The following is a 20,766-nucleotide window of genomic DNA, read 5'->3' on the forward strand; positions in this document are numbered from 1 at the left end:
GAAAGATCAACACGCCCTAGAAACACGATTTAGAAAACCGATAAAAGACAGGCTCGATGTTGATGCAACATTGAGCCTTTTTAATATTTACTACTTTTAGGGCGGTAGATTAGAAGCGGTAGTTCGCTTGGATGCCCACTAACCAGATGCTACCAGTCACTTCACCTTCGAAGTCACCACCAAATGGCGCAGAACTTGCGTCATCTTCAACCATTTTTGCGTCTTTCGCTAGGATGTAAGTGAAACCAGCGTCTAGTGTTAGTTGCTCAGACCATTGGTAGCCAGCACCAATACTCAACCAAGTGCGGTCTGTTTCCGGAATCGTCGCAGTACGGTGTTCATCGCTTACCGCTGAAGTGTCGTACGCAATACCAGAGCGCAGAGCTAACTTAGGTGTCATTTGGTAAGTTGTACCGATCGCAAAGCGGTAGTTGTCTTCCCAGTTCTCTTGCTTGATATCTTGAGTTCGAGCAGGACCGAATTCAGGGATGTCAGCTACTAGTTCTTCAAAGCTACTCCAATTAGTCCAGTTAACGCTCGCATGTACAGCGACTTTATCTGATAGTTGATGGAAGCTTGCAAGCTCGGCGGTTGCTGGCAATGCAAGTTGCATTGAGCCGTTATATTTTGACTTCACAGGAGTACCTAAAGCGCCAGCAACAGCATCAAAAGCGACACCATTTGCGTGGCCCTCAAGCGTTAGGTCTACTTCTGACTTGTAGGTAAAACCAAGGCGGTTGTTTTCATTGATCTGCCAAGCGGTACCAACTTGCCAGCCCCACGCTGTGTCATCACCTTCCATGTATTTTAAAGCTGTACCTTGAGGCATAGGAACTAGAGAGTTAACTGTAGATACCGCTCCAAAGCTACCTTCAGCCATGATGTAACGAATACCACCACCAATAGATACGCTTTCAAGTACTTGGTAAGCCGCGTTTAGGTTTAGCTCCATCGTAGTAACACTTGCTTCGTTACCGTGGTTTGCGCCACCAAAGTCTTTACCTAGGTCTGTTTCCATACCGTAGTTAGTGCCAGCAGCAAAGCCTAATGCGAACTTGTCGTTGTACTTATGAGAAACATAAAAGTTTGGGATTACTGCACTGTGCGCAAAATCGCTAGAATTTGACGAAGTAGATTGTCCCATCATGGACGTAGAAGTACCGTCGATATCGATGTTAGGGTCAACATAGATAGCACCAACAGAAACCTGAGTACCTTCTAGGTAAGTCAGCATGGCAGGGTTACGCCATTGTGCGTCTGCGCCGTCAGCCATTGCAGCTTCACCAGCGTATGCGCGGCCAAGGCCTGTTGCTGAGTATTCTGCTAGTTGAAAACCTGCCGCGTGAGTGACGGTAGAAGTCGAAAGTAGTCCAACTGCCACTGCAGCAGATAGAAGAGTCTTATTCATTTTCATTATTATGTTCGCTGAATCATAAGTATTTAGTGGCGTGATTCTACGTTTAGAGTCATTACTTTAAAAATGAAATTCGAATAAAACAGTGTTTTAGGGATTTAATGAGTAAATGTGTTTAATTATTAGAGAAATAATCTAAATGTTTCTGCTGTGTTGCGAAGTTTGAGCGTACACTTGTAGTCATATATTGACCTTGCAGGCTACAGTTGTAAGCTTAAATTGATGTAGGTCAGTGGTTTAGGCAATAAAAAAGGGTCGCATTATGCGACCCTTTGAGGTTTATAACCTAGCTTTTATTAGAAGCTACGGCTGTACTGTAGACCCATTAGGATTGCATCTGCACGAGTTGTTGCTGAAATTGACGAAACAACAGAAGTTGATTCATTAACTTTAACATCGTCGCCCATTAAGTATGTGAAACCAAAGTCTACGTTTGACGCTTCGTTGATGTGGTATGTGAAACCAGCTGAGAACCATTGGCGATCTGAATCTGGAACTGAAACTGAAGTGACTTCATCTTGTGCACTTGTGTCATACATGTAGCCGGCACGAAGTGTCCAATCGCGATTCATGTAATATGTACCACCTAGAGAGTAGTGCATACCATTCTGCCATTCGTAATTGTTTAGAACACCTGCTTTGTCTGCTTCTAGCTTGTCAAATGAGCTCCAACCAATCCATTGCACTGAGTAATGAACTGCGAATTTAGTATCTTCAATCTTGTGGAAACCAGAGAACTCAACCATATCAGGTAGAGGCATATGAAGGGTATCATCTTTATATTCAGTGCCTTGGTAGCTGATATCGCCTTCAGCTTCAAGTTTCGGAGAGTAGTGGTAAGCCAAACCAAAACGGTTATTTTCATTTAACTCGAAAACAGTACCAAGGTTAAAGCCCACAGCCCAACCATCCGCTTCAGCATCAAGAACTGTTTGACCTGCTTGTGGCAAGCCTGGGATTGGCGGAGTATTAACTTCCGAGCTCATTGTTCGTTTCAGTTCGCCTTTACCGTAAATAAGGTCAAGGCCTGCACCAAAGCTCCACTGTTTGTTTAGACGGTATGAACCAGCTAAACCAAAGTTAACACTTTTTACATCTGTTAGGCCGCCGTATTCACCACCCACATAGCTATCGCTGAATTCAGTTTTTGTACCGAAGTTAGAATAAGCATTTACACCCCATGCAAATTTATCATTTACTGGGACGATTAGATGAATGTTTGGTGCAATCGAAGTATCGCCAGCATCGTCATAGTCAGCATTGCTAGAATTACCGCCCATGAAGCCTGTGTAAGTAGCATCCTTGACTTCAATCATAGAAGTGATGCTTTCAAAACCAAGAGATAGTTCAGTTTTGTCAAATAGTGCCATTGCTGCAGGGTTACGTGCCATTACTGACGCGTTATCTGCGATTACTGCGTCACCAGCGAAAGCGCGGCCGATGCCAGTTGCTGATTGTGCGTTAATTTGAAAACCTGCTGCCATCGCTTGCGAAGACGCCAGTGTGATTGTTACTGCTAAAAGAGACTTTTTAAACAGACGCGTGTTGTTGGTAGTCATTCATTTATTCCTTTATATATCCGCCTCTACAGGGCGATTAATTTGAGCAATTGCTCAATGGTGGCTGATCCTATTCGCAAGTATACGATATACAAATCCGACCATTGGACATTTTGAGGGTAAAATTATGGAAATGACGCCTATCTGGCACGAAAATGGTGTGAAATGCTGTTTTTTAGAGTTTTAACTCTAGAGGTATTGGTGTGGTGAATGATTTTGCGGCTTATTTATAAATAAAGCCCAGCAATATCAGTAATATAATTGCTGGGCCTTTTGTGACGGGGCTTTAAGAGCGAATCAGCTCATTGGTTTGATCATTTTTGTCAGCTTTTCGGCGATTTTGGAAACATCCTCACCATTTTCACCCACAAGGATTAAGCTGCTGCCATCTACGGGTGTTACCGAGCCGGACATGCCTTTTTCATCAAAATCGATAGGTTTGTCTGTTGGAATACCGGTTAAAAACAGTGTTACTTTGCCTTTTGCGCCTTGGAAGACCATATGTACTGCGTTGGATTTACCAAAGCCACAGTGGTTTAGGTAATAAACATGGTAAGGGAAAGCGTCATCAAACTGAAAAGCAAATGGGTTCATTTTTGCGTTGATCTGCTGCGATGTAACCTGTTCATCGATGCTACTAACAAAGCTCTTCTCATCAACAACATGCTTCATCGCTGTATCAACTAAACTAGCTTGCGCAGGTGAAACGAATGCATTTCCCCAATTCACTTGGCCAACTAATAAACCTGCAACGAATGCTACTGAGGCGGCCATTGCCATTGCTCGTCTCGCAAACGTTGGCCTTACTACTTTGCTTTCTTCGCTTGAGGTCTGATTGAACAGAATACGATCAGCAAGATCGTCTGGCACATCCACATTCATCGCAGAGTGGATCTGTTTATCAAGCGCTAGTACATCGTCTAAGAAGTTACTATTGGCTTCGCTATTCGCGGTCGCATCAACAATATCTTGTGTACGTTGTTTAGGTTCCGACAATACACGACGACGAAATTCCAAATCATCCATTATGTTGCCCCCTCTCTGCCTCTTCTGTATCCAACAACTCTTTCAACTGATTTCGAGCTCTGAATAAACGTGTCATCACCGTGTTTTTGTTGAGATCGAGAATATCGGCAATCTCATCACCACTAAAACCACCAATCACTTGCAAGAAGAGAGGTTCACGGTAATCAATTTCAAGTTTCATGATCTGGGCTTGCAACCACTGATGCTGATGGTGCGGGTCATCACTGACACTAGCATCGTTACCGTGATCGTCGATATCAACCAGATCAAACTGTTTGCGTTCAAAACGTCGAGCGTTCTCGCGTCTCAAGATGGTAATCAGCCAAGATTTGGCGGCTTTTTCATCTTGAAGGCTATCGAGTGATTTCCATGCACGAAGGCAAGTTTCTTGAACTAAGTCTTCGGCAATGCTTTTGTCTTTGCATAACCAATAGGCGTAGCGAAAGAGGTCACGATGATAGGCGCGCACAAGTGCTTCGTATTTTCTTTGTTTGTCCATATCAGAGTTGACCGGACGCTTGGCTGTTTTCTTTCCAAACATTTTTATTATTGACACACGAGCCTCCATAATTGCTCTGCGTATAGCTGTCCTCTATACGTTGTGCTTCGTTTTTATATTTTTAGAGCTAACGATCGGCAGGAAATCGTAAAATCACATTAAAATTGATCTACTTCAAAATCTAAGGCCTCGAACCCGTTATAGTACACCTTGTCGTCTAGTTAGTCATTCGTGGCTAGCATGTTGAGCAAGACGACACTTCCTTTTGAAGGCTGACTTTACTTTCTCCTAATCAGGAAACTGATTATTTCAATTGGCGCTAAGTTAATTGCTTTATATACATTCCGACCACACAGCTTTGTGTGGTTTTTTTTTGCCTCAAGAAAACCATTCCCTACACAGCGATAACAGTCTTTGCTTACAATAGTTTAGTCTCTTACGACAACCTTTCCCCCCAAAAGGTTCGCCTGAATGCGCAGTTATATTTTCAAACAGTGAGATACTCGTATCACGTTTATTTAAACGCTCGTTTGATTTAATTAACAACTTCTTTACAATGCTTCAGGTCAGACCTCTTAACTTTAAGGAGAAACCATGGGCAAACAGGAAGTCAAAACGCGTTCTGGAGAACGTGTTGCCGTTGTCGCTGGATTACGAACCCCATTTGCTCGTCAGAGCACAGAATTTAGCCAAGTGCCTGCGGTTGACCTAGGCAAAATGGTTGTGAGCGAAATGCTTGCAAGAACGGATGTCGATCCTGCGCTTATCGAACAAGTTGTGTTCGGCCAAGTAGTGCAAATGCCAGAAGCGCCGAACATTGCGCGTGAAATCGTGTTGGGCACAGGCATGAACATCAATACCGATGCCTACAGTGTCACACGAGCATGTGCGACCAGCTTCCAAGCGGCAGTTAACGTGACCGAAAGCATTATGGCTGGCACGATTGATATCGGTATTGCGGGCGGTGCGGACTCTTCTTCTGTATTGCCTATCGGTGTTTCGAAAAAGTTAGCGGCAAATCTATTAGCGCTGAGTAAAACGAAAACTATGGGTCAAAAGCTGAAAATTCTTAAAACACTTTCCGTAAAAGATTTGATGCCAGTACCACCTGCAGTTGCTGAATACTCGACCGGTTTATCCATGGGACAAACGGCTGAGCAAATGGCTAAGACGCATGGTATTACTCGCGAAGCTCAAGATGCACTTGCTCACCGTTCTCACTCTTTGGCTTCTCAGGCATGGAAAGAAGGCAAGATTAAAGACGAAGTGATGACGGCATTCCCGGCACCTTACAAAAAGTATCTAGCGGAAGACAACAACATTCGCCACGACTCAACGGTTGAAGGATACGCCAAGCTACGTCCTGCTTTTGATAGAAAGTACGGCAGTGTAACGGCAGCCAATGCTACGCCTCTTACCGATGGCGGTGCAGCAGTGATGTTGATGCGCGAAGGTAAAGCGAAAGAACTAGGCTTAGAAGTGCTTGGTTATATTCGTGGTTATGCGTTCTCAGCGATTGGTGTTGAAACAGATATGCTGATGGGCCCGACTTACGCGACCTCACAAGTATTAAAGAACACCGGTTTAGAGTTGTCAGACCTAACACTGATCGAAATGCACGAAGCATTCGCTGCCCAAGTTTTGGCTAACGTGAAAATGTTCGCAAGCGATGAGTTTGCACAGAAGAATCTTGGCCGCGATAAAGCGATCGGTGAGATTGATATGGAGAAGTTCAACGTGCTGGGTAGCTCGATTGCTTACGGACATCCGTTTGCAGCGACTGGCGCACGCATGATGACTCAAACATTACGTGAACTGAAACGTCGCGGTGGCGGCTTGGCACTGAACACAGCGTGTGCGGCTGGTGGTTTAGGTGCAGCAATGATCTTGGAGGTAGAATAATGTCTACGACTCTTGATGCAACAACAGAAAAAGAAACAGTCGCTCAACCAGATTCAACCTCTGCGACTGAATCAACCAAAAAGAAAGCGACAGCATTTACTCTCAATATCGATGAGCAAGATATTGCTTGGTTAGCGATTGATGTACCAAACGAGAAAATGAACACGCTGCAAGCGGCTTTTGCTGAAGAAATGAAAGCCATCTTCGAGCAACTCAAAGAAAAGCAAAGCCGAGTTAAGGGCCTAATCGTTCATTCTCTTAAGCCAGATAACTTTATCGCTGGTGCTGATGTAAGAATGCTTGATGCGTGTAAAACGGCTGACGAAGCACAGTCTCTGGCTCGCCAAGGGCAGGAGATGTTCCAAACGCTTTCTGAACTACCGTACCCAGTAGTCGCAGCGATTCACGGCCCATGTTTAGGTGGTGGTTTAGAGCTTGCACTGGCGTGTGATTACCGTGTATGTACCGATTCAGATAAGACTCGCGTTGGTCTGCCAGAAGTACAGTTAGGTCTGTTACCAGGCTCTGGCGGTACACAGCGTCTACCTCGCCTTATTGGTTTGCTGCCATCTCTTGACCTAATCCTTACGGGTAAGCAACTGCGCGCTAAGAAAGCGAAATCGCTCGGTGTTGTCGATGCTTGTGTGCCTGAAACTATCCTGCTTGAAGTCGCTAAAAGCTTTGTTGAAAAGAATACGGGCAGTAAAAAAGGTAAGCGCCTTGCGTCGAAAAGCCAAGCGTCGACCAAAGAAAAGCTGATTTCACGTAACGGCCTTGGTCGTAAAGTGATTTTTGAACAAGCTTCTAAGAAGACCAATCAGAAAACACGCGGCAATTACCCAGCAGCGGATGCGATTTTAGACGTGATTCGTTATGGCCTTGAGAACGGCTTTGATAAAGGTCTTCAGTATGAAGCGAAGCGTTTCTCAGAACTGGTTATGACTTCAGAGTCTAAAGCCCTTCGTTCGATTTTCTTTGCAACCACGGAAATGAAAAAAGAACACGGCGCAGACGCAGAACCCAAAGCGGTTAAGCGTGTTGGTGTGCTAGGCGGTGGTCTTATGGGCGCAGGCATCAGCCATGTCAGTGTTGCTAAGGCGAAAGTGCCTGTACGCATTAAAGACGTATCAAATGAAGGTGTACTGAACGCGCTTAACTACAACTTCAAGTTGTTCGATAAGCAGCGTAAGCGTCGCATTCTGAGCCGAGCGGGCCTTGAAAGTAAGATGCTTCAACTGTCTGGTGGTATCGACTTTACGAGCTTTAATCACACCGATGTGGTGATTGAAGCGGTATTTGAAGACCTCGACCTTAAGCAGTCAATGGTTGCGGACATCGAAGCCAATGCCAAGCCAGAGACTATTTTCGCGACGAATACGTCTTCATTGCCGATCCATAAGATTGCGGAGAAGGCGCAGCGACCAGAAAACGTTGTCGGTCTTCACTACTTCAGCCCAGCCGAAAAAATGCCGCTAGTAGAAGTTATCCCTCATGAAACTACGTCAGAAGAGACGATTTCTACGGTTGTTGCATTAGCGAAGAAGCAAGGTAAAACGCCGATTGTTGTGAAAGACACGGCTGGTTTTTATGTGAACCGTATTCTTGCTCCGTACATGAACGAAGCAGCGCATTTACTGCTAGCGAACGAGCCGATTGAAAAGCTCGACAGCACGTTATTGGACTTCGGTTTCCCGGTTGGTCCTATCACTTTATTAGATGAGGTGGGTGTTGATATCGGTGCGAAGATCATTCCGATTTTAGTGAATGAGCTTGGCGATCGTTTCCAAGGTCCTGATGTGTTCGATATTCTTTTGAATGACAATCGTAAAGGCCGCAAGAGTGGTAAAGGTTTCTACACTTACAAAGGCAAGAAGAAGGAAGTGGATAAGTCAGTTTACAAGCTGCTTAAGCTGCAACCAGATCCTAAGTTGAGCGATAACGATATCGCGATGCGCTGTGTGTTACCTATGCTAAACGAAGCGGTTCGTTGTCTAGACGACGGCATTATCCGCAGCCCTCGTGATGGTGATATCGGTGCGATTTTCGGTATCGGTTTCCCGCCATTCCTAGGTGGTCCGTTCCGTTATATGGATCAAATCGGCATTAAGTCACTGGTTGAGATGATGAACGATTTCGCTAAGAAGTACGGTGATCGTTTCGCGCCATGTGATGGCCTACTGACACGTGCTGGATTGGGTGAGTCTTTCTACAAGTAACTCTCTAACTCATTGATTAAGAAGCCCATATCAAGCAATTGATGCGGGCTTTTCTGTTTTATGAACGAGTGTGAAAGGAATGAGATTCCCGACTCAGTCGTTCCTCCTTCTCGGGAATGATGATTGAGAGATAAAAAGTAAGTTATTGCGTTGATTAGAAAGGTGGTCAAACACACGTCAATCAAAACTACCGTCATCTCCTAAAGCGACGAAGGAGCGTAATAGGAGATCTGCTTTTGGGCTGCATCCAATAAAAAAGGTTGATGCTTTCACATCAACCTTATGATTTTCATTCCAGCTTTATCAGCCTAGCTCAGTATCTTTCGGGCGTAACTGAAACTCATCAATAGAGCCAATTTCAACACCTGCTGACAGCTTCTCTTCCTCATTATGAGCATTACCGTGAGCATGCATAATCAGGCGATTTGCCGTGCGTGGTTTTAGCTGGCTAACCACAAAACGCATCATGTCTGAGCGAGTTAACCCCTTAAGGTCTTCCAATACGCGCTCTCTTTGGTTGAACTCAACATCCTTATTGCCTATCGCAACCCATAAGCGCTGAGCTCGCCCTCGCAAAGTCGTATCTGGTGCCGAAATCTGATTCCAGAGACCGCGCTTACTGCTGTGCCATTGATAGTCGTTAAGCTCCAACAGCACCATGTAAAAGGCATTGAGGAACTCATCTATTGAAGCTAACAAGTCAGCAGGGGCGGCATTCGGTGATTGCACATACAACACAATACCAGGGTGTCGGTTGAGCGGCATATTGCCAGTACCGACCATGTAACCTAGCTGCTGCTTGGTTCGTATCTCATGGAAGAAAGTGGCCGACATCAAATGGTTTGCCAATGAATACAGCGCGATATTTTTAGGTGAAATATCAGGGCATTGGTAATAAACCACAATTGCTGAATCATCTTGGTTACACACCACTTCACGTTGGAAGCTGCCGTTTTCACCGAGCATGATGAGCGGACGCAGTGATTCTTCGTAAGCCTGATCTTGAACACGCAGTGCATCTTTTAGCGTTTCAGCCATCTTGTGTGCATCGGCTTTTTTCCAGTCGCCATACACAAACATCTCAACATGAAGTTCCGCCAAGATTGCTTGAACAAAAGAGGAGAGCTCATCGACCTCTATCGTTTCTAGGGCTTCAATTAACACGGAATAAGGCGGGTTATTTGGTTGAAGTATCCCAGTCATTGCATTAAACAACTGCGAAATAGGGCGATCTTGCGACGCGTTGTTCCAGTTTCTGAGCAATTGATGCTTGATGGTTTCGAAGCGTGTTGGACTAAAGTCGCGTGCTTGGAAACGTTCAAGAATCATATTGAGCAGTTGTGGCTGTTTCTCGCTAAACCCGGACAGAGTGAGCGTTACACCGCCCTGATGGGTGTACATGTTGTAGCCCATTCCGGCGATTTCAGCCTGATACGTATCTTTTTCGAGTGAGTCTAAGAACATCTCTACGCACAAGCGTGTTTTAACGATATTTCTTGGGCTAGCAACTGAGTGCGGGCTATCGATAGCGACATACACCACACCTTTAGGAACTCGAAATTGATGGTCTTGCAGGTGCCACAGCTTAAAGCCGTCGAGCTCTTCTAACAGTTGTGGGAACTTAGCGTCACCTTCCAGTTCAGTCGGGTCTAGATCGTAGCAAATAAACGGGTTTTTGCTTGGGAGTTCAAACTGCCAACCGGGGTTAATGCACGTAAAGCATTGAACTTGTTCAGCGCTAAAAGGTGTGACCGAGTAGGGAGTAAAGTACCACTTCGCTTCCCTGTCATACTCGAATCCCTGAGCAACAATGGTCGCTCGCATGTTGTCTACGGTTAAGTAAGGCAGCAAAGAACGCTGTAATTCGTCATCGAAATGCGACATTTTGTAATCGCCATACACCACATCTTGCTCTTGGTAGTGCTGCATGTTGATGACGAGGTGGCTGACGACATCAAGCGGTCTTGCTGGCTCTTGAAAGCGGAAAGCAGACTCTAAAACGGCGCGTTTTTCTAGGTAGCGCCACTCTTCTATGCCTTGTTGTTCGACTAACTTGATGTACTGAAATATCGCTTGGATGATGTTATCGGTTTTGGTTAAACCTTCTATGGTCAATGAGCAACTGACTGTGAAATCACGGTAGTTACTGCCACTCGCGCCACCACCTGCAGAGAGAGATGTTATCCAGCCTTTCTCTTTGAGTTGCATCATCAAACTGCCTTCACCTTCGTAACCTAAAAGGTGGGCAAAGAACGACAAAGGCTTAACGCCGTAGTGTTCGTCCATGCTTGGCATCGGGAAGGTTAAGATCAGTTTGCGCACTTCTTTAATCGGCTCAACGCGGACTTGTACACCCGTACTTAACTCGCCGACAATCGGAACTTCAACCTTTTTGCCTTGTAGGTTGTGATTGGTGATTGAGCTAAAGCGATCCTCAACCCAGCTTTGCATCTCATCTAACGACTGATTGCCAGACAGTGTCAGTGTCATCAAGTCAGCAGAGTATTGTTGCTGGTGGAAAGCTAAAATCTCTTGTCGAATCGTCTCGCCGTTTCTGTCGCCCAACGTATCGATATTACCGACAGAAAACTTCGAGAATGGGTGATTGTGATTCACCAGTTCTTTGGTAACTTGGTACAAGCGTCGTGAGTCGTCGTTGAGTTTCATCTTGTATTCGGAGTCAACGGCTTGGCGTTCTTTATCTAATGCTTCTTCGTTGAACAGGGGAGCAGTGAAAAATTGGCTGAAGCGATCGAGTGCGGTTTCAAAGGCATTCAATTCAACATCAAAAAAGAAGCAGGTGTGCTCGGTTCCTGTCCAAGCGTTGTTGCTACCGCCATGCTGGCTGATAAAACTTTGGAACTCTCCGACCTTTGGATACTTTTCAGTTCCCAAAAATAGCATATGCTCTAAGTAGTGAGCTAAACCCTCTCGGTCTGTAGGGTCATCAAAATGCCCCACATTGACGGCTAATGCGGCTGCTGCTTTTTGAGCATTTTGATCCTGAACTAACAGTACACGTAACCCGTTATTTAAGGTTATGTAGCGGTATTGATGTTCATCATTTGGGCTTAAGTGCACAGGAGCATCTCCAGAGAAGGTGGTTTTTAAATTATGTACCCGATGATTCGGCGTGCAAACCTTGTAATCATATTTTGGGATATGAAGTGCTTTTTGGCGATTTCTAAATCACTTTTATCGATTTTTATCAGTAATTTATTTTCTTTTAACAAGATTGTTAAGAAAGTCGAACTCTTTGGCAAGTGACTTGATATAATTATTTATATTGACTGCGGTTTCTCTGGATTGAGAGCCAAACCTAAGTAGCGTTTCGCTGATATATGGGATATATCGACTTTCGACATGTTACGAAGACAGGATTGAACATGAAAATATTCATTATGCGCCACGGTGAAGCAGAGCATTTTGCGGATTCGGATGCAGAACGAGCGTTGACCAAGCGCGGGAAAATGGCTTCTCTTGCCGTGGCACAAGCTGCAAATGAGCAGGGGATTAGTCAATTCGATAAAGTGCTGGTGAGCCCATATTTAAGGGCACAAGAAACGTGGTTAGAGATCTCTCAGGCGTTTTCTGGAAAGAAAGTAGAAACCTGTGATGATATTACGCCTTATGGAATGTCCGACGATGTGTTTGATTTGACCTTAGCAATGGCTGAAGTAGAAAAACTAGAGACCATTTTATTTGTTTCTCATTTACCTCTAGTTGGCTACCTAACTGCAGAGTTTGCAACAGGCATGGCGCCGCCTATGTTTCCCACTTCGGGCCTAGCGTGTATCGACTTCAACCTTGAGACACAAAAAGGTGAGTTGCTTTGGAACATCAATCCATAAGCTCGTTGAGCTCTGTTTGATGACAAAGTTGCAGACAATTAGAAAGGGCATCTCAATATGATTGGGATGCCCTTTGTTGTTTTTTGGTGAGAGAGAGTTTGTTAACCAGAATTACTTCTCAGGAACCGAAAGCAAGACTAACAGCGCGCCATTGCCGCCAAACTCTAACGGTGCTTGGTGGAAAGCCATCACGTCTGGGTGCTGTGCTAACCACAAAGGCACCTTCTGTTTAAGGATGTGTTTACCGATACCGTGTTGAACACAGGCACACGCCACGCTCTCTTTCACGCAGTGCGCAATCATCGCGCCAAGCTCACGTTTGGCTTCTTGTTGAGTCATACCATGCATATCGAGATACACGTCAGGCACGTAGACACCACGACGGAGGCGCTTGACCTCATATTTAGAGACATCATCACGCGCATAACGCGTCGGACCGTCTTCGCTAAGATGCGGAATGAACTCATCCGAGAAATAAAACTCGCTATCACTGGCTTGTCTTGCCGTTCGAGTAATTTCTTTTTGCTTGGCATTTCTTTTTGGCTGCTGGACTATGGTATCCTGTTGCAACTTTTTAACGCCCTTTACTGCATCGTTGAACAGGGCGAAATCGTCATCGAAGTCGGTGTCTTTTTTGCTCATCAGGTTATGAATTCTAATTAGAAACGTAATTAGCAGTATTGTAGCGCTTTTCGGAGACAATTTTGGATAAGATTTTTGTAGAAGAAGCGGTATCAGAACTACACACGCTTCAAGATGTGATTCGTTGGACTGTTAGCCGCTTTAACGCAGCGGGCCTATTTTATGGTCACGGTACTGATAACGCGTGGGATGAGGCAGTACAACTTATCTTACCTACTCTTTATCTGCCGATTGATGTTCCTTCGCATGTGATGAACTCTCGTCTAACGAGCAGCGAACGTCTACGTATTGTTGAGCGCGTAATCAAGCGTATTAATGATCGTACACCAACGGCTTACCTAACCAACAAAGCTTGGTTCTGTGGTCTTGAGTTCTTCGTTGATGAGCGCGTTCTTGTGCCTCGTTCTCCAATTGGTGAGCTGATCGAAGCTCAATTCCAACCTTGGTTAACTGAAGAGCCAACTCGCATCATGGATATGTGTACGGGTAGTGGTTGTATCGCTATTGCTTGTGCTCACGCATTCCCAGACGCTGAAGTAGATGCGATTGATATCTCTACTGACGCATTGCAAGTTGCAGAGCAGAACGTTCAAGATCACGGCATGGAGCAGCAAGTGTTCCCAATCCGTTCAGATCTTTTCCGTGATTTGCCAAAAGAGAAATACAACCTGATCGTATCTAACCCACCTTACGTGGACGAAGAAGATATGAACAGCCTGCCAGATGAGTTTACTCACGAGCCAGAACTTGGCCTAGCAGCGGGTACAGACGGTCTGAAATTGGTTCGTCGCATCTTAGCTAATGCACCAGACTACCTAACTGACGACGGTATTCTTATCTGTGAAGTTGGTAACTCAATGGTTCATATGATGGATCAGTACCCAGAGATTCCATTCACTTGGATTGAATTCTCTAACGGTGGTCATGGCGTATTCATGATCACTCGTGAGCAGCTTGTTGCTTGCGCTGATGAGTTCTCTATCTACAAAGACTAGGTTTCAATTATTAGGTTAGTGCCCCTATCTTAGGGCTGTAAGCTTAGAACCTGACATCTAGTAAGACGTTCGATTTGAAACGTTTTTATTTAAACGCCATGCAGCAATGCATGGCGTTTTTTATTGCCTAGATTAAAGATGTTTGCATTTATATCGAAGACGTTAAGCGCAATATTTAGTTGATTAATATGAGGGCTTATTACATATTGGTGTTTAATATTTAGTCGTTTTAGTGAGTTAAGGAGGATTCACGATGAGCTTTGATACATGGATTTATTATTTATTAGCGGTGCTAATTTTAACGGCATCACCAGGCCCAAGTTCTTTATTGTGCATGACCAAAGGTGTGCAATCTGGCTTTAAATTATCGATATTTACTGCCTTGGGGAGCTTAACTGCGATTACTGGTATTTTAACTTTATCGTTTACCGGGCTAGGGGTAATTATTGCTTCGTCTGAAGTGGTATTTAATGTCATAAAATGGACTGGTGCAGCTTATCTGATCTTCCTCGGTTGGAAGTCTCTGCGCTCTAGCCAACAAGATTATGACAAGTTATCGGATCAACAAGGCGGTGCTCAATCTGTCAAAGAAAGCGCTGCGCAACATTACTTAAGTGGCTTTATTGTTGGCGCGAGTAACCCCAAAGCTATCTTGTTTTTTACTGCACTTTTCCCACAGTTTATTGATCCCTCAATTGCGCTATTACCACAGTTTACCGTGTTTGCTTTTACCTTCGCAGTGATGGAATTGTCTTGGTTATTGGTGTATGCCTACTTGGGGGCGAAGTCGTCAAATTGGTTGTTTGCGAAAGGTCGAGCCAAGGTCTTTAATCGTGTCACTGGAGGTGTCTTTATTGGGGCTGGCGCACTGCTTTCGACGACCAGTCGAGCATAACTTTCTGTTTTATCAGAGAGGTGAATGGTTACAGAATATTCTTGATGCTGTCATAAAAGGTTAATATTAATGTGCTTGCTGCTTTTGGCGAAAAGCCGATATATTGTAGTTACACCATCACGTTCTCAAGGAGAGACATATGCAGCATCAAGAAATGATTCAACACAGTAACTTTGGCGTAATCAGTCGTACTTGGATTTTCTCTACCCTTTCTCTAGTGGGTATTCTTGCTCTAATGTAGTCAGCTTCATGGCTCTATAGTTTTAGTTTTTATTATGAAATCACTTGTTAAAAAGTCTTCAAAGTCAGAACTCTTTCTCTTATAAATGTGGCTTTTCTCATCAGGCTAGCCACTTAACTTTTTCTTAGTCATCTTCTTCTAGCAAGCATCCCCCAGTAATTTACTCCTAGTCACCACTTTCTTCTTGTGGAATGGTTTATCACCTTACCTCTATAAACAAGCGCCATCGCACTTCTGAAGTTGTTACGAAACTGTGATAATCTTAAGTTATCTTTTATCTACAGTGTATCTCTCATGTCTGTCTGGGATTCTATTTCATTTAACAATCGATTTACTGCATTACCTCGACTGTTCTATACCCCAATCCAACCAACTCCGTTAAGCAATGTCCAATGGCTCGCCTGGAATCAAACCCTTGCAACTGACCTTGGCTTTCCGTCATTTGAGAGCGCTTCAGAAGAATTGCTAGATACCTTGTCTGGCAATGTGGAACCAGAGCAATTTTCTCCGTTATCGATGAAATACGCAGGCCACCAGTTTGGTTCTTATAACCCGGATTTAGGTGATGGAAGAGGGCTGTTATTAGCTCAAATTGTCGCGAAAAGTGGCGAAACGTTCGATTTACACCTTAAAGGTGCCGGTAAAACGCCCTATTCACGTATGGGCGATGGACGCGCTGTTATTCGATCAACCGTTCGTGAGTACTTATGTAGCGAAGCGATGGCAGGGCTCAATATCCCAACCACTCGCGCGTTGGCTATGATGACCAGCGACACACCGGTATATCGAGAGAAGCAAGAGTGGGGCGCATTGTTGGTGCGTGCTGCCGAATCACACATCCGTTTCGGTCACTTTGAACATCTGTTTTATACCAATCAGTTGGCTGAGCATAAGTTGCTGGCCGATAAAGTCATTGAATGGCACTTCCCTGAGTGTCTCGATGAAGAGAAACCCTACGCTGCTATGTTTAATCAGATTGTTGACCGTACCGCGGAGATGATTGCGTTGTGGCAAGCGAATGGTTTTGCTCATGGCGTGATGAACACCGATAACATGTCGATCATCGGGCAAACTTTCGATTATGGTCCGTTCGCGTTTCTTGATGAATATGACCCAAGATTGATCTGTAATCACTCGGATTACCAAGGTCGTTATGCTTTTAACCAGCAGCCAAGAATAGGGCTTTGGAACCTGTCGGCACTGGCTCACTCACTTTCTCCGCTGGTGGATAAGGCCGACTTAGAGGCGGCTTTAGAGCAGTACGAACCGCAAATGAACGGTTACTTTAGTCAGATGATGCGTCGTAAGTTGGGGCTACTTTCGAAACAAGAAGGTGACAGTCGTTTGTTTGAATCTATGTTCGAGCTGATGTCGCAAAACAAAGTCGACTACCCAAGATTTTTTAGAACGTTGTCGAATTTGGATACCTTGCAGCCGCAAGAAGTGATTGATTTGGTTATCGACCGAGAGGCAGCAAAGCTGTGGGTAGATAACTACTTACAACGCTGTGAACTGGAAGAGAGCTCAGTGGCAGAGCGCTGCGAAAAGATGAGGCAGGCAAACCCGAAATTCATCCTCAGAAACTACCTAGCTCAACTGGCGATAGACAAAGCAGAGCGCGGTGATAGCAGCGACATTGATGCTTTGATGGTGGTACTGGCAGACCCTTACGCGGAACACCCGGATTATGAGCACCTTGCGGCTTTACCTCCTGAGTGGGGTAAAGCCATGGAGATCAGCTGCTCTTCATAACCAACCAATAGCGGATTAAGCCCTAAAGATTCAGATAGAGGTCACTAAGTTGTGATCTTTATCTGTTTGTTCTTCTAACTTTACAAACATGTCAATAATCAAACAATCGGCCAGCCTATACACTATGTGAATAAGTTGTAAATTTAATAGGTTTGGGCGATGCCAACAAATACTCGAATTCTCGTGGTGGATGATGATCAAGAAATCCGCGAGCTGCTGGAAGAGTACCTCACAAAATCTGGTTTCGATGTTTCTTCTGTGGGAGATGGTGTTGAACTAGAAGCTCATCTGCAAAACCAAGGTTATCCAGATCTGATTCTGCTTGATGTGATGCTACCCGGTGACGATGGTTTTACCTTGTGTCAACGCGTCCGTAAGCAATCGAATGTGCCTATCATCATGCTGACTGCCGTATCGGATGAAACCGATCAGATCATTGGTTTGGAAATTGGTGCAGATGATTACATTGCCAAACCGTTCAGTCCGCGCCAATTAATGGCTCGCATCAAAGCTCTGTTACGCCGTGTTCAAGTGGTTGACGACAAGCCAAGGGATGCATTGCCTAAACAGATCATCTTTGGTGATTGGACTCTCGATACACTTGCGCACCGAATCTCACACAATGAAAGCGCCGAAGAGATGGATTTGTCGGGCAGTGATTTTTCTCTGTTGATGTTGTTCTTAACTCGCCCTAACGAAGTTCTCGACCGTGACACTATCTCATTCGCGACCAGAGGCCGTGAAGCGTTGCCTTTTGAGCGAGGCATTGATGTGCAGCTTAGTCGTCTGAGAAGCCGATTGGGCGACAGTGGCAAGTATCCTCACTACATCAAAACCATGCGCGGTAATGGCTATATCCTCGCTGTGCCTGTTCAGTATGAACACTGATAATCAAGTGATGTTAATGAGCACCTCGGCAATGAAGTATTTCCTATGAACGTGTTGAGTCGGTTAAAGCCAAACTCTTTGGTTGCCAGAACATTGTTACTGACCTTGTTAGCTGTGGTGATAGCTCAAGGTATCGCAACGTCTATTTGGTATAGCGAATCCAAACACAAAGAACTGGAGGGGATTCGTTCTGCCTCTTCAAGCATGGCCAATATGTTTGCCTCGACGGTGACTTTCTTCCAGTCTCTGCCCGTTAAATATCGCCATATCGTGTTGGATCAAATCCGCAATATGGGCGGTACGCGCTTCTTCGTTTCTTTCAATAAAGAGGCGTTGATTGTCGAACCGATCCCTGATACCCGTTTAAAAACCGCCTCGATTGAAGCGATAGAAAGTGTTTTGAGTAGCAAGCTCAATAAAGTCGAATCAGTGCGGGTTGATTTCTCTCGCCCTGAACATCTTCGTTTGCTTAAAAATGATATCTACTTGAGCGATCTCCCACGATCGTGGGCACATCATACTTTAACCTTAGAACCTCTTAACCCTCCTATTCTGGTTGTTCAGATAGAATTAGCCAGTCATGAATGGGTGTATATCGCCGCGTTGTTGCCTGCGCCTTACGTCAAACTCGACGATACGATTCTCGGCAGAGAACAGGTGATCTTCTTAGTTTCCTCGACCCTCATTCTTTTGGTTTTGACTTACTTGATGATTCGTCGGCAAGTACGCCCTCTTAAAAAATTAGCAAGAGCGGCCAATGAGATGAGTATGGATATTCAGCAGCCGCCACTTAACGAAGAGGGGGCTACTGAGCTGGTGACGGCGACCCGAGCGTTTAATCGAATGCAGCAACGGATTCGTCGCTATGTTGCCGACCGTGAGCACCTTTTCTCTGCAATCTCACATGATTTAAAGACACCAATAACACGGCTTAGATTGCGTGCAGAGTTGTTGGAGAGTGAAGTAAAGAAAGACAAATTCAACAAAGATCTCGATGAGCTTGAGATGATGGTTAAAGGCGCTTTACAAGCGGTAAGAGATACCGACCTTCACGAAAACAACGCCATTATCGACCTCAATGAGATGATGCTCTCCGTGATTGAACTGCACAACCAATACCAAACTAAGGTCGAGTTTGAACCTGCTGTGATTGAACCGTTAGTCGCTAAACCTTTAGCGATTAAACGCGTGCTCACCAATCTTATCGACAACGCTGTGAAATATGGGACATCAGCTGAAGTCGATATTAACAGTGATTCGGTGTGGGTTATCGTGACTATTCAAGATCACGGAAAAGGTATTCCTGAAGACAAGTTAGAGTTGGTGTTTGAACCTTACTTCAGGCTCGCCACTGACGACCAAGGACACGGTTTAGGGCTTGGAATCTGTCGAAACATCCTACACGGACACGGCGGAGATCTCATTATTCGTAACTCCCCTCAAGGCGGCTTAGAAGCTAAAGTCTATATTCCACGCGGCCTAGAAGTTTAATGTAACAATTGTGTTACATTGAGCTTACCTTTTGTTTCAATCTTACAAATCAGAATAAGTAGACTCTGTATTGAACCGGACGTCGAGTCCGCTAAAACATGGAAGATAATAATGAAAATCAATAAAACCCTACTTACTCTATCTCTTCTTGCTGCCTCAACATTTTCTCAAGCTGGTGAAGTGGAAGTGCTTCACTGGTGGACTGCCGGTGGCGAAGCGAAATCCGCAGCTGTACTGAAAGAGATGATTGAAGAACAAGGCCATACTTGGAAAGATTTCGCTGTTGCTGGTGGCGGCGGTGAAAGTGCGATGACTGTTTTGAAAACTCGAGCAGTGTCGGGCAATCCTCCATCTGCGGCGCAGATTAAAGGTCATGATATTCAAGAGTGGGGTGGTTTAGGTTTTCTAACGTCTCTCGATGCAACTGCGAAACAAGAAAAATGGGATGAGCTACTGCCAGAAGTGGTCACTAAAGTGATGAAGTGGGATGGCGAATATGTCGCAGTTCCTGTCAACGTTCACCGTGTTAACTGGCTTTGGGCTAACCCTGTTGTTTTAGAAAAATCAGGAGTGACGGTTCCAACTACGTTAGATGAGTTCTTTGTTGCCGCAGACAAGATTAAAGCGGCTGGCTTCATTCCACTGGCTCACGGTGGTCAACCTTGGCAAGACGCGACGGTATTCGAAGCGGTGGCACTTGATGTGCTAGGCAGTGAAGACTACAACAAAGCGTTCGTTGACCTGGATATGGACGTGTTGTCTGGTGACAAAATGGTGGAAGTATTCACCAAGTTCAAAAAGATGCGTGATTACATCGACAGCAACTCTCCGGGTCGTGATTGGAACGTAGCAACTTCGATGGTTATCAATGGCGAAGCGGCAATGCAGATCATGGGTGACTGGGCGAAAGGTGAATTTACTGCGGCAGGCAAAGTACCGGGTAAAGATTACATCTGTGCACCAGCACCGGGCACTGATGGCCAATTCACTTTCAACATCGATAGCTTTGCGTTCTTTGAGCTGAGTGACAAAGAGAACCAAAAAGCGCAGCAAGACCTAGCGAAAACCATTCTTACCAAAGATTTCCAAGAAGTCTTCAACCTTAACAAGGGTTCTATCCCTGTACGTCTAGATATGGACATGTCTAAGTTCGACCAATGTGCGTTGGATTCAATGGCAACCTTCAAAGCGAGTGCGAAATCTGGCGATCTTGTTCCGAGTATGGCTCACGGCCTAGCGACAACAAGCTACGCTCAAGGCGCGATTTACGACGTGGTAACCAACTTCTTCAACGAAAAAGATGCCGATCCAAAACAAGCGGCGGCTAAGTTAGCGAAAGCTGTGAAAGCGGCTATCTAATATAACTTGATAAGCGACACACAACGCACGTGAGTG

At 45.0% G+C, this 20,766-nt stretch carries 15 protein-coding genes; 9 read left to right on the forward strand and 6 right to left on the reverse strand.

Annotated features, from left to right (window positions below; all coding sequences use genetic code 11):
* Nucleotides 1-109 precede the first annotated feature (109 nt).
* The 4 genes from AB4371_RS04115 to AB4371_RS04130 form a co-directional block, all read right to left on the reverse strand.
* On the reverse strand, nucleotides 110-1,414 hold the full coding sequence (locus AB4371_RS04115) for an outer membrane protein transport protein (RefSeq protein ID WP_017068971.1): 1,305 nt from the start codon (nucleotides 1,412-1,414) through the stop codon (nucleotides 110-112).
* 296 nt (nucleotides 1,415-1,710) lie between these two features.
* Nucleotides 1,711-2,973 carry an outer membrane protein transport protein gene (locus AB4371_RS04120; protein ID WP_372149067.1) on the reverse strand — a complete coding sequence of 421 codons (1,263 nt, stop codon included), beginning with the start codon at nucleotides 2,971-2,973 and terminating at the stop codon, nucleotides 1,711-1,713.
* Nucleotides 2,974-3,270: 297 nt separating this feature from the next.
* Nucleotides 3,271-3,999 (reverse strand): DUF3379 domain-containing protein, encoded by a 729-nt coding sequence (locus tag AB4371_RS04125; RefSeq protein ID WP_017060647.1) that lies wholly within the window; start codon nucleotides 3,997-3,999, stop codon nucleotides 3,271-3,273.
* Complete coding sequence (locus AB4371_RS04130) at nucleotides 3,992-4,540, reverse strand: sigma-70 family RNA polymerase sigma factor (RefSeq protein WP_017060646.1); 549 nt, start codon at nucleotides 4,538-4,540, stop codon at nucleotides 3,992-3,994. The genes AB4371_RS04125 and AB4371_RS04130 overlap by 8 nt, the downstream gene beginning before the upstream one ends.
* A gap of 552 nt (nucleotides 4,541-5,092) precedes the next feature.
* Here AB4371_RS04130 and fadI point away from each other — a divergent pair.
* A complete protein-coding gene (fadI, locus tag AB4371_RS04135) occupies nucleotides 5,093-6,400 on the forward strand; it encodes an acetyl-CoA C-acyltransferase FadI (RefSeq protein ID WP_017060645.1) in 1,308 nt (435 codons plus the stop codon).
* Nucleotides 6,400-8,616, forward strand: coding sequence for a fatty acid oxidation complex subunit alpha FadJ (gene fadJ, locus AB4371_RS04140; protein WP_102332825.1), 2,217 nt, complete (start codon nucleotides 6,400-6,402; stop codon nucleotides 8,614-8,616). Before fadI ends, fadJ begins: the two co-directional genes overlap by 1 nt.
* A gap of 303 nt (nucleotides 8,617-8,919) precedes the next feature.
* Here fadJ and AB4371_RS04145 read toward each other — a convergent pair whose 3' ends face one another.
* Entirely contained in the window at nucleotides 8,920-11,697 is a 2,778-nt protein-coding gene (locus tag AB4371_RS04145) for an insulinase family protein (protein WP_102320194.1), read from the reverse strand.
* Nucleotides 11,698-12,002: 305 nt separating this feature from the next.
* Here AB4371_RS04145 and sixA point away from each other — a divergent pair, with 305 nt between their 5' ends.
* Entirely contained in the window at nucleotides 12,003-12,467 is a 465-nt protein-coding gene (gene sixA, locus AB4371_RS04150) for a phosphohistidine phosphatase SixA (protein WP_019824826.1), read from the forward strand.
* A gap of 111 nt (nucleotides 12,468-12,578) precedes the next feature.
* On the opposite strand, the gene smrB is transcribed toward sixA, so the two are convergent.
* Entirely contained in the window at nucleotides 12,579-13,109 is a 531-nt protein-coding gene (gene smrB / locus AB4371_RS04155; RefSeq protein ID WP_017064096.1) for an endonuclease SmrB, read from the reverse strand.
* A 62-nt stretch (nucleotides 13,110-13,171) separates the two neighbouring features.
* On the opposite strand from smrB, the gene prmB reads away from it, so the two are divergent.
* The 6 genes from prmB (at nucleotide 13,172) to AB4371_RS04185 (ending at nucleotide 20,730) form a co-directional block, all read left to right on the forward strand.
* Nucleotides 13,172-14,104: a 50S ribosomal protein L3 N(5)-glutamine methyltransferase gene (gene prmB / locus AB4371_RS04160; protein ID WP_017060640.1), complete on the forward strand. Its 933-nt coding sequence runs from the start codon at nucleotides 13,172-13,174 to the stop codon at nucleotides 14,102-14,104.
* A 253-nt stretch (nucleotides 14,105-14,357) separates the two neighbouring features.
* Nucleotides 14,358-14,999: a LysE family translocator gene (locus AB4371_RS04165; RefSeq protein ID WP_017060639.1), complete on the forward strand. Its 642-nt coding sequence runs from the start codon at nucleotides 14,358-14,360 to the stop codon at nucleotides 14,997-14,999.
* A gap of 535 nt (nucleotides 15,000-15,534) precedes the next feature.
* A complete protein-coding gene (locus tag AB4371_RS04170) occupies nucleotides 15,535-16,992 on the forward strand; it encodes a protein adenylyltransferase SelO (RefSeq protein ID WP_372149069.1) in 1,458 nt (485 codons plus the stop codon).
* A gap of 159 nt (nucleotides 16,993-17,151) precedes the next feature.
* Complete coding sequence (locus AB4371_RS04175; RefSeq protein WP_372149071.1) at nucleotides 17,152-17,880, forward strand: response regulator; 729 nt, start codon at nucleotides 17,152-17,154, stop codon at nucleotides 17,878-17,880.
* 45 nt (nucleotides 17,881-17,925) lie between these two features.
* Nucleotides 17,926-19,371, forward strand: a complete 1,446-nt coding sequence (locus tag AB4371_RS04180; protein WP_372149074.1) for an ATP-binding protein — start codon at nucleotides 17,926-17,928, stop codon at nucleotides 19,369-19,371.
* A 111-nt stretch (nucleotides 19,372-19,482) separates the two neighbouring features.
* Nucleotides 19,483-20,730, forward strand: coding sequence for an ABC transporter substrate-binding protein (locus AB4371_RS04185; protein ID WP_017066147.1), 1,248 nt, complete (start codon nucleotides 19,483-19,485; stop codon nucleotides 20,728-20,730).
* The last annotated feature ends 36 nt before the right edge of the window (nucleotides 20,731-20,766 follow it).

The sequence above is a fragment of the Vibrio sp. 10N.261.51.A3 genome, from assembly GCF_041471965.1.
Classification (GTDB): Bacteria; Pseudomonadota; Gammaproteobacteria; order Enterobacterales; family Vibrionaceae; genus Vibrio; species Vibrio crassostreae_C.

Bases quoted from the DNA above. Each gene is read 5' to 3' on its own strand.
- AB4371_RS04130 (WP_017060646.1), bottom strand. From the start codon at position 4,540: ATGTTTGGAAAGAAAACAGCCAAGCGTCCGGTCAACTCTGATATGGAC.
- AB4371_RS04115 (WP_017068971.1), bottom strand. From the start codon at position 1,414: ATGAAAATGAATAAGACTCTTCTATCTGCTGCAGTGGCAGTTGGACTA.
- sixA (WP_019824826.1), top strand. From the start codon at position 12,003: ATGAAAATATTCATTATGCGCCACGGTGAAGCAGAGCATTTTGCGGAT.
- AB4371_RS04185 (WP_017066147.1), top strand. From the start codon at position 19,483: ATGAAAATCAATAAAACCCTACTTACTCTATCTCTTCTTGCTGCCTCA.
- AB4371_RS04175 (WP_372149071.1), top strand. From the start codon at position 17,152: ATGCCAACAAATACTCGAATTCTCGTGGTGGATGATGATCAAGAAATC.
- AB4371_RS04120 (WP_372149067.1), bottom strand. From the start codon at position 2,973: ATGACTACCAACAACACGCGTCTGTTTAAAAAGTCTCTTTTAGCAGTA.
- AB4371_RS04125 (WP_017060647.1), bottom strand. From the start codon at position 3,999: ATGGATGATTTGGAATTTCGTCGTCGTGTATTGTCGGAACCTAAACAA.
- AB4371_RS04170 (WP_372149069.1), top strand. From the start codon at position 15,535: ATGTCTGTCTGGGATTCTATTTCATTTAACAATCGATTTACTGCATTA.
- AB4371_RS04165 (WP_017060639.1), top strand. From the start codon at position 14,358: ATGAGCTTTGATACATGGATTTATTATTTATTAGCGGTGCTAATTTTA.
- fadI (WP_017060645.1), top strand. From the start codon at position 5,093: ATGGGCAAACAGGAAGTCAAAACGCGTTCTGGAGAACGTGTTGCCGTT.
- smrB (WP_017064096.1), bottom strand. From the start codon at position 13,109: ATGAGCAAAAAAGACACCGACTTCGATGACGATTTCGCCCTGTTCAAC.
- fadJ (WP_102332825.1), top strand. From the start codon at position 6,400: ATGTCTACGACTCTTGATGCAACAACAGAAAAAGAAACAGTCGCTCAA.
- AB4371_RS04180 (WP_372149074.1), top strand. From the start codon at position 17,926: ATGAACGTGTTGAGTCGGTTAAAGCCAAACTCTTTGGTTGCCAGAACA.